We start from the raw sequence: 11,822 nt of genomic DNA, 5'->3' as shown, positions 1-11,822 counted from the left end.
CATTTCGATCGCTAAATCAATGGGTTAGTTTAAACTAACTTGATTAAAGTGCCCCCTTAAATGAGAAAGAGCCGCCTTTTGCCAGGCATGATTATTACATCGTGTTACTGGATGACCCTGATAAGTAAACACAAAAATGGGATGCTTACCTAACTGTGACTTTAAAATAGTAAGGGCCTGTTTGTTAAGCGGTACTGGAATGGGTCTTTTTGATTTGGATTCATCAGCATGGATAAGGGCATGCTTTTGAATCAAGTTAACCTGGCTCCATTTCAATTGCGTAACATTGGATTCTCTTAAGCCAGTGGCTAAGGTAAAAGAAGCCATTGCTTTCAAGTGGGAAGGTAATTCCCTCAGTAAACCATTCACTTCTTGTTTTGTTAGCCAACGAATCCTTTTATTTTCAACTTTCTTCATTCGGATTGATGGTACTGCTTCGAGCCAGCCCCATTCCTTATGGGCACGATTTAAAATAGCTCGAACAAGCTCTAGTACTCGATTAACAGTAGTCGGAGAAACGTTTTCAGGCTCTTTCTTTTTGGCAATCCAATCAATCAAATCACGATCGATCTCGCACAACTTTTTTGTCCGAAAAAATTGATCCAGCCAAGCCAGATGAATTTTATCGGTTACCAAACTGCGCTTATGTGTAGATTCTTCTAACCAACGAACTACAGCATCCATCCATGATTTTTTAGGTACTGATTTGATTGTTGCCTGAGCCCACAGTTCATGCTTGAACTGATCATGAAACCGTTGGGCATCTTCTTTTATTTCAGTCCCAGTAGTTTTTCGTATTCTTTTTCCTTTGTGATGGATATCAACCCACCAAACTCCCTCTCTTTTGTAGAGTGCCATTTTGTATTACTCCTATGGTCACCCTGCGATGCGTCAACGTAAAAGTACTTGTTTCGAATATACATCGCAAGGTCTTGTTCAATAAAAATCCATTTTCTGCCTGTCATTCAGCACCCTAATGGGACCACTTTGTCATCACCTAAAGGGACCACCCCATTAGCACTTAATGGGACCACCTAGTCATCACATAAAGGGACCGGGCTGTCAGCAGCTAAAGGGACCACCCCACCTATCAAACTTTGGTTAAAAATGAACATAATTTTTCTCTGTTTATTCATAAATGGGGAAATGGATGTCAAACCGGAGATTTGAGATGCACGAATATATCATTATTATTAGCCAATTGCGTCAAGGCGCTACGCTCAGAGGGCTGTCCCGTGACAAACTTGCCGATAGAAAAACGCTTAGGAGGGTGCGTGACATTGCGATAGAGCAAGGCTGGTTAGAAAAGGATAAGTCAATCCCCACAGAACAGGAACTGGCGTTATTTTTTGAAAAGAGCAGTGCCAATAGCTTTTTGAGCATACAGCCATACCGGGTGAAGATTGAAGAATGGACCAGACAGGGCGTTCAGGCCAGCACTATCTATGCTCATTTACAACGAGAACATGGTTTTAAAAGTAGTTATAGCGTTGTTCAACGCTATATCAAGTCTTACAAGGAAAAACAACGAGCGGTCACCACGATATTAGAGTTTAAACCGGGCGAATCAGCACAGGTTGACTTTGGGCAAGGACCTAAAATTACTGATGGCAAAGGAGAGGAACAGAAGACCTGGATCTTTGTGATGGTGCTCTCCTGGAGCCGTCATATGTATGCAGAAATGGTCTTACATCAGGATGTTGAGACATGGCTTGCCTGCCATCGGCGTGCCTTTGAATGGTTTAATGGTGTTCCAGAAAAAATAATTATAGATAACGCGAAGTGTGCGATTACGAAAGCTTGTTACCACAACCCTTGCGTTCAAAAGGCATATGGGGAGTGCGCATCAGGCTATGGTTTTATTATTTCCCCATGTCCTCCGTATGATCCCCAGAAAAAAGGCCGAGTTGAATCCGGGGTTAAGTACGTTAAAAACCGCTTTGTTCCACTGCGCCAGTTTAGAAGCTTAAACGATGCGAACGAGCAGTTAAAGATCTGGTTAATACAAGAGGCTGGCGCGCGCAACCACGGCACTACTCATGAAAAGCCTTTGGTTCTATTTGAAATTGAACAACCTCTTCTTAAAAAACTGCCTAACCATCCGCCCGAGTTTGCGGCGTGGGAAAAGGTCAAGCTTCATGGTGATTGCCATGTGCAATACAAGAAATGCCGATATTCAGGTCCATATCGCCTCGCACGGCAAGAGCTTTGGCTTAGAGCAACGGATACAACTATCCGACTGTATTTCAATCATCAACTGGTAGCACTCCATCCGAAACTCGAAATACCAGGCACCAAACATACAATACCAGAACACCTTCCACCGAATGCTTTGGCTTACTCGATGCGAGATGCCCAGTGGTGCCTAAAGCAAGCACATGAAGTTGGAAGCCAATGCGTGATTGCTATTGAGGGACTATTAAATGATTCAGTCGTAGATTATCTTCGGGCTGCACAAAGCATTCTCGGTCTTAGGAAAAAATATGGCGATGACCGTCTGGAGGCTGCTTGCCATAGAGCGCTTGTTTTTCAAAGCGTGCATTATAAAACAATCAAGACGATGCTAGAGGTTGGGGCTGAAAAGCAAGCCTTACCGCATGAGGAAGAACCGACAACATTGGCCAAACCCTATTCGGTAGGGGGAAAGTTCTGCCGGAATACGTCCCACTTATTACACTAATACAAACAACAGGAGACAAATGATGATAAACCCGATGCCCGAGCTATCTTCGCAGTTAAAACAACTACGGTTATCGCATGTTGCTGAGAACATCCCGCTGCGTAACCGTGAGTCTATAGAAAAGAAGCTAAGCTACCCTGAGTTTCTGGGATTACTGCTTCAAGATGAGTTATTAGGAAGGGAAAACAAAAAATTAAGAACACGAATGAAGCGTGCACGTATCCGTGGTGACAAGACGATAGAATCATTCGATTTTGACTTTAACCTTAAAATCAATCGCGCTCAAATACAGGAGTTAATCTCGTGTTCATTTATTGCAGAAAAAGTTCCCATTCTCATCGTAGGACCTTGTGGAACAGGGAAATCTCATATTGCTCAAGCCATAGCTCATTGTGCGATACAAAGAGGAATCGATACACTCTGGCTTTCGCAAAATCAACTCTTTAATGAGTTGCAAGCAGCTAGAGCATCAGGTCGATTTGATAAAAAGTTCTCAGAACTGGTGAAAATGCCACTACTAATCATCGATGATTTTGGACTAAGACCATTACGCAACCCCCAGGATGAGGATTTTCACGACCTAATCTCGGAAAGATATGAGCGTGCATCAACGATCATTACATCCAATCTGGACTTTAGCGAATGGGGTTCTGCTTTCCCTAATCGATTACTTGCTGCAGCCACTATCGATAGATTAAGACATAATTCATATCGGGTTACATTAGATGGTCCCAGTTACAGAGGAGAGCGAGAAACAAAAAAGCGAAAATAACATGTATAATTAACTAAAAGTGGACAAGTTTGATAGGTACCGTTTTGACATTTTAGGCGGTCCCATTAGCTGCTGATCGACGGTCCCTTTAGCATGCTGAATGACACTGCCAATTTTTACACCTGGTAATCGGCCAGTTGCTACTAAACGTCTGATGGTTTCTTTATGCGCTCCCAGAAACTCGGCTGCTTTTTCAAGATCGAGTGTTTTCATGTAATTTTCCTATTCAAACAATTTTTGAACGTTGGTTTTGGAGGTGTGGATATCGAGAATAATTCGGTAAAGCTTAATCAGTTGCTTCTCAGATAATAATTTTTCTGGCAATTTTTGGTTTAAGTAGATGGAGCGGATTTCTTTAACGGAATAGCTTGTAAAGTCTGCGATTGTCTCAAAAGTATAATTGGTGGATTCAAGTAAAAATTGAATCATACCCTGATATACCTTCAACCGTGAATTCCTGTTCACTGAGAACTCCTTTCTAATTATTGAGGCTAATCGTCGTCATTTGTTATAACAACAATGATTTAAATAATAACAATGTTGTTATTAAAGTCAAACATTATTGTTGGATTGTGTTCCGTAAATAAATTAGTGTTTGTTTAAATCTGCTCTTACTGTACAATTTTGTTTTTGGAAGAAACTAAGGTGTTTTATGGAGATTGAGGAACTAGACCTTGACCATGAGCAGCGTTGCGCGATTGCTCAAAACCTTAGTGAACTTATGGCGATTCGCAATACAACGGAAACGAAAGTCGCTCAGGAGTTGAATATTCCTGTAATGACTATTAGACGGTTACTATCCGGTGAAACCACAGACCCGAGAGTCTATACATTAAAAACGCTTGCTGATTACTTCGGTGTTACTGTTGATACATTGCTTGCGCCCAACTCTAAAACCAATCCTCACCATCTTAATCATTCTCGGCCTACTTTTGTTCCTGTCTTTGATTGGGATACTGCGAAAAATGCTGGCGCTGTTGATCTAAAGAAGTGGAAAGAGTGGCTGCCTATTACCATTGAAAAAAATCAGAGTTTAAGTGCTCAAGCCTTTGCTCTTGAAAGCCGCCCCTCGATGTATCCGCGCTATTCGCCAGGAACGGTTTTTGTTTTTGATCCGGAGTTAACCCCGGCTGATGGTGATTTAGTATTGGTTAATTTACGGGAAAATAACGAACTAACGTTACGAGGATTATATATCGATCCCCCCGAATGGGAACTACATCCCATTAATCAGGGCGCACCCATTCTGAAATTTGATAAAAATGCACATGAGATAGTCGCTGTAGTGTTCTTAACACTGTTTTTTAATAGGAAAATACGCTCCCAAGGATGATGTACCATGTTGTTGCAGCCGTTAACTGAAACGTTTTCAAATCTTCTGTACCCTAAACGAAAAAATAAACGCGCGCGAAAATCGTTTATCCTCTACAAAATTGTTGATTTCTATCCTTACCACGACCAAGGGTATTACAAAGTCCAATACATCAATTCAAAAGCTGTTATTGATCTGACGATAAACGATATCGTTTTTGATTTAGATATTCTCCATGGCTTACACCCTGTACAAAGCTGCTATATCGGTATCGAATACTCAAAAACAGTTAAATCCAATTCCACTGAAATACGCCAACTTAAACAGGAAAATACCTTTGGTGCTTATTCTGTATCCCGATACGGCAGCTATAACCTTCTTTTTCAAACGAGGGACGGCCTGATTGGTATTGAACATTGGCCAACACAAAAGCAGAGCATTATGCATCCTCAAGAGGTGGCCTTATCCAGAGAGTTAATTAAGGAATTTGATGCAGCACAGGCCTTTTATATTGGCCTTCTTGCCGGTTTAAAAATGAGCACGGCTCCATTAAATCCAATGCCTCCTGCGAAAATTAGCCATCTGCGACTAGTCAAACGAGAGAGTTTTAATGAGCACTAAAAGTGGAAAACAAACATTTATAGACAATCCTATAGCCTATAAAGTGCTCCTGTTACTGAGCATGCTTTATATGAGCATCATGCTTTGCAATGCTGTTTTAACCAATCGCTATATAGGTACTGATGCCTTATTCGTCTTGGGAGGATCCTTTACTTCCCCGTTAGTATTCATTTTGGACGATATCATTGCAGAGGTGTATGGCTATAAAATTACACAATGGTTAATCGTTTCTGGATTTCTGGCACAATTATTTTTTGTTCTAGTATGCCAACTCGTTCTAATTTCACCTCATCCTGTCTTTTTTAAAGAACAAGGCTTTTATAATTATGTATTGGGCTTATCGTTACTGCGGATCACCATCAGTGGTTTTATTGCCTATATTGTCGCCAATTTAGCCAATTCTTATATTTTAACCCGATGGAAAGTACTCCTTAAAGGTCGGCATTTTTGGTTAAGGAGTTTGGGATCGTCTACTTTCTCAGAACTCCTTTACTCTTTTTTCGCCATTTTAATGATGGAACTGGCCTCTATTCCTTTAAGCAGTATCTTAAAAGTGGTGGCGATAAGTTTTTCAATAAAAGCGATTTACAGCATTGTGTTTGCAGGTCCTGCAAATCTTTTTGTTAACTGCATTAAAAATAAAACGGGAATGGATGTTTATGACTTTCCCAAGAAATTTACCCCTTTTAAGTATTCAAAAGAACATCAGGAGATCATTGCATGATTGAGAAAATAGTCTCAGGTGGACAAACTGGCGTTGATCAAGCAGCCTTATTAATTGCTACTGAAATGGGTATCGACATCGGTGGCTGGTGTCCGAAAGGCGGCCTGGATGAGAACAACGTTAATGTCTTAAAGCAATTCCCTGCCTTAAAAGAAGCAACAACCAGTGATCCCGATGAGCGGACGAAATTAAATATCCGTGATTCGGACGGAACCTTAATTATTGTGCCAAGCTGGCCTTTGCCTGAAAGGGTAAAGGATGGCACAAAGTTAACCATTGAGGATGCAGAGCGTCAAAAGAAACACCATCTAATTATTAGTCTGGATAATAAAGATGAGGCTGTGCAGAATATAAAAGCCTGGATAAATGACAATGATATTCGCGTGTTAAACATTGGTGGACCCAGAGAATCGAATAGTCCGGGGATTCATCAAGAGGCTTGTGAGCTATTTCGGGATTTGTTTAAAAATTTATCTCACAGATTAAGCATATAGCAACGGGGCAGGTTGATCTGCCCTTTAGCAATGCGACTCATTTCATGAAAACGACATTAACACCACTAATAACAACCTCTGATTCTTATATGTATGATTCATGAAGAATCTCCTCCCGCATAGATTATGAGAAAATTCTACTTTTGGCATCAGTTATTTTGCGGGGGATTGCCATGTCGAATCAAGCCTAAATTTCCTATCTAAGCGGTAGATGTTTTACTGCATTAAATTTTAAAATTTTTCATTAATTCTACGAAATTTTCGCTCATCTTATAATGTAAAAATTCATTAGAAACGCTGGTAATGTATTTAAATTCTTCTAATCTATTTAATAATGGTAAAAATTTTTCAGTATAATCATATCGAAATACTGGCTTATTGAAAGTTAAAATTGCAATTTTTTCTATAACGAAAAACTCTCTAACATCATGGAATTGAGGGTTACAAATATCCTCCTTCATTTCCATCATTATCGAATAATAACTTTTAAATAAATTTTTAATATTCTGATAATTCTGTTTTTTGACCTCAGATTTTTGAATATGGTTCTGTAATTTAAAAAACAAATAGCCGCCGAAAATGGTGACAATAACTCCAATAGTTATTTCAATAGATATATTTTCCATAAGTTACCAGGGTCTTTTGACATTTCATCCATCACCGAAGCTTTATTTTTTTCACCGGTTCTTCTTCATCTATTTCCAGCCGTTTTTTTAATTCTTTATTTTCTTGTGTCATTCAGCATGCTAAAGGGACCGTCGATCAGCAGCTAATGGGACCGCCTAAAATGTCAAAACGGTACCTATCAAACTTGTCCACTTTTAGTTAATTATACATGTTATTTTCGCTTTTTTGTTTCTCGCTCTCCTCTGTAACTGGGACCATCTAATGTAACCCGATATGAATTATGTCTTAATCTATCGATAGTGGCTGCAGCAAGTAATCGATTAGGGAAAGCAGAACCCCATTCGCTAAAGTCCAGATTGGATGTAATGATCGTTGATGCACGCTCATATCTTTCCGAGATTAGGTCGTGAAAATCCTCATCCTGGGGGTTGCGTAATGGTCTTAGTCCAAAATCATCGATGATTAGTAGTGGCATTTTCACCAGTTCTGAGAACTTTTTATCAAATCGACCTGATGCTCTAGCTGCTTGCAACTCATTAAAGAGTTGATTTTGCGAAAGCCAGAGTGTATCGATTCCTCTTTGTATCGCACAATGAGCTATGGCTTGAGCAATATGAGATTTCCCTGTTCCACAAGGTCCTACGATGAGAATGGGAACTTTTTCTGCAATAAATGAACACGAGATTAACTCCTGTATTTGAGCGCGATTGATTTTAAGGTTAAAGTCAAAATCGAATGATTCTATCGTCTTGTCACCACGGATACGTGCACGCTTCATTCGTGTTCTTAATTTTTTGTTTTCCCTTCCTAATAACTCATCTTGAAGCAGTAATCCCAGAAACTCAGGGTAGCTTAGCTTCTTTTCTATAGACTCACGGTTACGCAGCGGGATGTTCTCAGCAACATGCGATAACCGTAGTTGTTTTAACTGCGAAGATAGCTCGGGCATCGGGTTTATCATCATTTGTCTCCTGTTGTTTGTATTAGTGTAATAAGTGGGACGTATTCCGGCAGAACTTTCCCCCTACCGAATAGGGTTTGGCCAATGTTGTCGGTTCTTCCTCATGCGGTAAGGCTTGCTTTTCAGCCCCAACCTCTAGCATCGTCTTGATTGTTTTATAATGCACGCTTTGAAAAACAAGCGCTCTATGGCAAGCAGCCTCCAGACGGTCATCGCCATATTTTTTCCTAAGACCGAGAATGCTTTGTGCAGCCCGAAGATAATCTACGACTGAATCATTTAATAGTCCCTCAATAGCAATCACGCATTGGCTTCCAACTTCATGTGCTTGCTTTAGGCACCACTGGGCATCTCGCATCGAGTAAGCCAAAGCATTCGGTGGAAGGTGTTCTGGTATTGTATGTTTGGTGCCTGGTATTTCGAGTTTCGGATGGAGTGCTACCAGTTGATGATTGAAATACAGTCGGATAGTTGTATCCGTTGCTCTAAGCCAAAGCTCTTGCCGTGCGAGGCGATATGGACCTGAATATCGGCATTTCTTGTATTGCACATGGCAATCACCATGAAGCTTGACCTTTTCCCACGCCGCAAACTCGGGCGGATGGTTAGGCAGTTTTTTAAGAAGAGGTTGTTCAATTTCAAATAGAACCAAAGGCTTTTCATGAGTAGTGCCGTGGTTGCGCGCGCCAGCCTCTTGTATTAACCAGATCTTTAACTGCTCGTTCGCATCGTTTAAGCTTCTAAACTGGCGCAGTGGAACAAAGCGGTTTTTAACGTACTTAACCCCGGATTCAACTCGGCCTTTTTTCTGGGGATCATACGGAGGACATGGGGAAATAATAAAACCATAGCCTGATGCGCACTCCCCATATGCCTTTTGAACGCAAGGGTTGTGGTAACAAGCTTTCGTAATCGCACACTTCGCGTTATCTATAATTATTTTTTCTGGAACACCATTAAACCATTCAAAGGCACGCCGATGGCAGGCAAGCCATGTCTCAACATCCTGATGTAAGACCATTTCTGCATACATATGACGGCTCCAGGAGAGCACCATCACAAAGATCCAGGTCTTCTGTTCCTCTCCTTTGCCATCAGTAATTTTAGGTCCTTGCCCAAAGTCAACCTGTGCTGATTCGCCCGGTTTAAACTCTAATATCGTGGTGACCGCTCGTTGTTTTTCCTTGTAAGACTTGATATAGCGTTGAACAACGCTATAACTACTTTTAAAACCATGTTCTCGTTGTAAATGAGCATAGATAGTGCTGGCCTGAACGCCCTGTCTGGTCCATTCTTCAATCTTCACCCGGTATGGCTGTATGCTCAAAAAGCTATTGGCACTGCTCTTTTCAAAAAATAACGCCAGTTCCTGTTCTGTGGGGATTGACTTATCCTTTTCTAACCAGCCTTGCTCTATCGCAATGTCACGCACCCTCCTAAGCGTTTTTCTATCGGCAAGTTTGTCACGGGACAGCCCTCTGAGCGTAGCGCCTTGACGCAATTGGCTAATAATAATGATATATTCGTGCATCTCAAATCTCCGGTTTGACATCCATTTCCCCATTTATGAATAAACAGAGAAAAATTATGTTCATTTTTAACCAAAGTTTGATAGGTGGGGTGGTCCCTTTAGCTGCTGACAGCCCGGTCCCTTTATGTGATGACTAGGTGGTCCCATTAAGTGCTAATGGGGTGGTCCCTTTAGGTGATGACAAAGTGGTCCCATTAGGGTGCTGAATGACAGCACCGGCGTTTTACTTATATAACCTCGGTGCTTCGATGGTGTAGAGATGGTTAATGGATGAATCACACTTGTTTTTTCTCCGCTGTAAATCATCTTTAAGCTCGGATAAAAGTTGCTTCATACCCTCCAGAGGAACACAAACATCCTTGTTTTTATGCCAACGTTTATTATGTGCTTTAACTAAGCATTCGATTTCTGTCTCTGGGATAAGCATCATAAATTCAGCAAATTGTTTTGAATGCTTGAGTGCTCTCAACAAATTATTTTTACGCCTAACAACATGTTCAATGATCTTTTCGCTGTAGCTTGGTTTAAAAAAAAGCGTTCCCAGTGAACGAATCGTTTGATCAGGCGTGACTACGATAGCAAGCCAGGTTGTGTAAGCTCGCTTTTTAAATTCTTCCTGGTCAAGCAACTTATGGAACCAATCCGGGTAAAAATTATCATCCTCACGGGAAGGCCAAAACCGGGGAGGATTGGTTCGCTTGGGAAACTCATCAATATCCTGGGATGAAAGGGATTGGTGATTAGTAATGGCTGCCCTACTCTTTGGCTCATACAGACCAATATCGACTAATAAACTATGACTAATTTCCCATAGGCAACGTTCGTGATCAATTTTTAAAATCTTATACTCTTTGGTATCAACAAGAATATCACGCGCTTTAAAACTCCATTCACCCAAAGCGTAACTTACTGCCATAATTTCAGGTAGACCGTTTTTTAATAAGTAATGTTCATAGTTTTTTATCAGTTCAACCTTAATGGGATCGAGTTGCTTCTGACAAAAGTCCTCCAACGTGGAGTTATAATATGCTCTCAACTTTTCATTTATTTCGTAAGCAGAAAAATTGCACTCCTGGGTAATCTCAGTTTCATATTCCGCTAACATTAACAAAGACGCCTGTTTTATTTTTTCCAGATAATCCAAAAACTTCGCTTTAAGCGCCAGGAAACCGCTTTCCTCCATCACCCTTTTATAGGGATCCAATTTTTCATGGGTACTCTGAATTGCACGTTCATACCACTCATTGATTTGTTTTCTGGCATGGGCACAATGGTTTTTCTTATCAACCTCACCGTAATAGAACCAGACGTATGGCCCGCTAAATGGGACATCGTATTTTGTCAAAGACCTCAGAAAAATAAAAACTTGTTCAAGAGTAAGCGCATTCTCAATTTTTTGAGTAATAAAGCCTTCTGAAACATAATCATCAAACAGGTGATAGTGCGTGCTGTAGGTGCCAAATACTAAAGCGCGTCGTCTAGTATAGACAGAACGGTATTTTGGACTATGACCATCGGTAAAGAGACGATAATATTCACTCGCGAACGCCGTTATTTCACTTTTTAAACTGTAATATTTTGCATCACTGGTGCCGTCTTTTTCCCCAAAAAATCCAAATAACCATGGCTTTTTACGGTAAGTTAACTCGCAGAAAGCATTGTCTGATTTTAGCGATTGTTTTACTTCCGAAGCCATTATGTCAGCTTGCAATTTTGCTTTAGGCGGTAAATCGTTGGTGGACCTTGTACGGAGCATAGCTGTCAATCCTTAATATCCAAACGCGTTCAAATTCGTTCATTGCAGCCAATTTTTTCATAATACTGCAATAAAGTTAAGCAATTTCAAATTTTTAAACGACCGTGGTTTTGAAAATGGCTGACTTGCTATTGGCCATGAAAGCCCCATTGACATTACAACGAGCAACTTTCTATTGGATAGCATTGCCAGTTGGTTACCGCAGGTGCGTCCGCATTTACAGCCAGGGACAAGTGGAAATGCCATGCTCGTTTTGTTCCATGTTTTTGCCTCACATGCCCACATAATGATTACTTAATATTCATTTAGTACAATAAATGCTCTTAGATTATAAGGAAGAACCA

General features: G+C 40.6%; 12 protein-coding genes and 1 pseudogene. 6 read left to right on the top strand and 7 right to left on the bottom strand.

The window, feature by feature from the left end; all coding sequences use genetic code 11:
• Positions 1–72 precede the first annotated feature (72 nt).
• Positions 73–858: pseudogene (locus tag GH742_RS03360) on the bottom strand (tyrosine-type recombinase/integrase); the annotation flags it as partial.
• 313 nt (positions 859–1,171) lie between these two features.
• Here GH742_RS03360 and istA (GH742_RS03355) point away from each other — a divergent pair.
• Together istA (GH742_RS03355) and istB (GH742_RS03350) are read left to right on the top strand one after the other, a co-directional pair.
• Complete coding sequence (gene istA, locus GH742_RS03355; RefSeq protein ID WP_151298575.1) at positions 1,172–2,680, top strand: IS21 family transposase; 1,509 nt, start codon at positions 1,172–1,174, stop codon at positions 2,678–2,680.
• 19 nt (positions 2,681–2,699) lie between these two features.
• Positions 2,700–3,452 carry an IS21-like element helper ATPase IstB gene (istB, locus tag GH742_RS03350; RefSeq protein WP_272927805.1) on the top strand — a complete coding sequence of 251 codons (753 nt, stop codon included), beginning with the start codon at positions 2,700–2,702 and terminating at the stop codon, positions 3,450–3,452.
• 9 nt (positions 3,453–3,461) lie between these two features.
• On the opposite strand, the gene GH742_RS03345 is transcribed toward istB (GH742_RS03350), so the two are convergent.
• Both GH742_RS03345 and GH742_RS03340 read right to left on the bottom strand, forming a co-directional pair.
• Complete coding sequence (locus tag GH742_RS03345) at positions 3,462–3,665, bottom strand: helix-turn-helix domain-containing protein (RefSeq protein ID WP_203456118.1); 204 nt, start codon at positions 3,663–3,665, stop codon at positions 3,462–3,464.
• Positions 3,666–3,674: 9 nt separating this feature from the next.
• Positions 3,675–3,917 carry a hypothetical protein gene (locus GH742_RS03340; protein WP_203456117.1) on the bottom strand — a complete coding sequence of 81 codons (243 nt, stop codon included), beginning with the start codon at positions 3,915–3,917 and terminating at the stop codon, positions 3,675–3,677.
• Positions 3,918–4,104: 187 nt separating this feature from the next.
• Here GH742_RS03340 and GH742_RS03335 point away from each other — a divergent pair, with 187 nt between their 5' ends.
• From GH742_RS03335 to GH742_RS03320, 4 genes are read left to right on the top strand one after another with little or no spacing between them, the layout of a single operon-like run.
• Positions 4,105–4,785 (top strand): S24 family peptidase, encoded by a 681-nt coding sequence (locus GH742_RS03335; RefSeq protein WP_203456116.1) that lies wholly within the window; start codon positions 4,105–4,107, stop codon positions 4,783–4,785.
• Positions 4,786–4,791: 6 nt separating this feature from the next.
• On the top strand, positions 4,792–5,385 hold the full coding sequence (locus GH742_RS03330) for a hypothetical protein (protein WP_203456115.1): 594 nt from the start codon (positions 4,792–4,794) through the stop codon (positions 5,383–5,385).
• Positions 5,375–6,109 (top strand): queuosine precursor transporter, encoded by a 735-nt coding sequence (locus GH742_RS03325; RefSeq protein WP_203456114.1) that lies wholly within the window; start codon positions 5,375–5,377, stop codon positions 6,107–6,109. Before GH742_RS03330 ends, GH742_RS03325 begins: the two co-directional genes overlap by 11 nt.
• A complete protein-coding gene (locus GH742_RS03320) occupies positions 6,106–6,603 on the top strand; it encodes a putative molybdenum carrier protein (protein WP_203456113.1) in 498 nt (165 codons plus the stop codon). Before GH742_RS03325 ends, GH742_RS03320 begins: the two co-directional genes overlap by 4 nt.
• 224 nt (positions 6,604–6,827) lie before the next feature.
• Here the strand turns inward: GH742_RS03320 and GH742_RS03315 are convergent, their stop codons facing one another.
• From GH742_RS03315 to GH742_RS03300, 4 genes are all read right to left on the bottom strand, one after another.
• The gene (locus tag GH742_RS03315; protein ID WP_203456112.1) at positions 6,828–7,229 is read right to left on the bottom strand and encodes a hypothetical protein; all 402 of its coding nucleotides are present in this window, start codon (positions 7,227–7,229) and stop codon (positions 6,828–6,830) included.
• A 212-nt stretch (positions 7,230–7,441) separates the two neighbouring features.
• Positions 7,442–8,194, bottom strand: a complete 753-nt coding sequence (gene istB, locus GH742_RS03310; RefSeq protein ID WP_272927805.1) for an IS21-like element helper ATPase IstB — start codon at positions 8,192–8,194, stop codon at positions 7,442–7,444.
• 19 nt (positions 8,195–8,213) lie between these two features.
• A complete protein-coding gene (istA, locus tag GH742_RS03305) occupies positions 8,214–9,722 on the bottom strand; it encodes an IS21 family transposase (protein ID WP_151298575.1) in 1,509 nt (502 codons plus the stop codon).
• Between the two features lie 223 nt (positions 9,723–9,945).
• A complete protein-coding gene (locus GH742_RS03300; RefSeq protein ID WP_203456111.1) occupies positions 9,946–11,487 on the bottom strand; it encodes a hypothetical protein in 1,542 nt (513 codons plus the stop codon).
• Positions 11,488–11,822: the final 335 nt, after the last annotated feature.

Source organism: Legionella sp. MW5194 (assembly GCF_016864235.1).
GTDB lineage: Bacteria > Pseudomonadota > Gammaproteobacteria > Legionellales > Legionellaceae > Legionella_C.
The sequence above is the reverse complement of the archived record's forward strand: the minus strand, read 5'-3'. Positions and strand labels throughout refer to the sequence as shown.

Coding starts and splice junctions, on each gene's coding strand:
- istA (WP_151298575.1), top strand. CDS start 1,172: ATGCACGAATATATCATTATTATTAGCCAATTGCGTCAAGGCGCTACG.
- istB (WP_272927805.1), top strand. CDS start 2,700: ATGATGATAAACCCGATGCCCGAGCTATCTTCGCAGTTAAAACAACTA.
- GH742_RS03345 (WP_203456118.1), bottom strand. CDS start 3,665: ATGAAAACACTCGATCTTGAAAAAGCAGCCGAGTTTCTGGGAGCGCAT.
- GH742_RS03335 (WP_203456116.1), top strand. CDS start 4,105: ATGGAGATTGAGGAACTAGACCTTGACCATGAGCAGCGTTGCGCGATT.
- GH742_RS03330 (WP_203456115.1), top strand. CDS start 4,792: ATGTTGTTGCAGCCGTTAACTGAAACGTTTTCAAATCTTCTGTACCCT.
- GH742_RS03325 (WP_203456114.1), top strand. CDS start 5,375: ATGAGCACTAAAAGTGGAAAACAAACATTTATAGACAATCCTATAGCC.
- GH742_RS03320 (WP_203456113.1), top strand. CDS start 6,106: ATGATTGAGAAAATAGTCTCAGGTGGACAAACTGGCGTTGATCAAGCA.
- GH742_RS03315 (WP_203456112.1), bottom strand. CDS start 7,229: ATGGAAAATATATCTATTGAAATAACTATTGGAGTTATTGTCACCATT.
- istB (WP_272927805.1), bottom strand. CDS start 8,194: ATGATGATAAACCCGATGCCCGAGCTATCTTCGCAGTTAAAACAACTA.
- istA (WP_151298575.1), bottom strand. CDS start 9,722: ATGCACGAATATATCATTATTATTAGCCAATTGCGTCAAGGCGCTACG.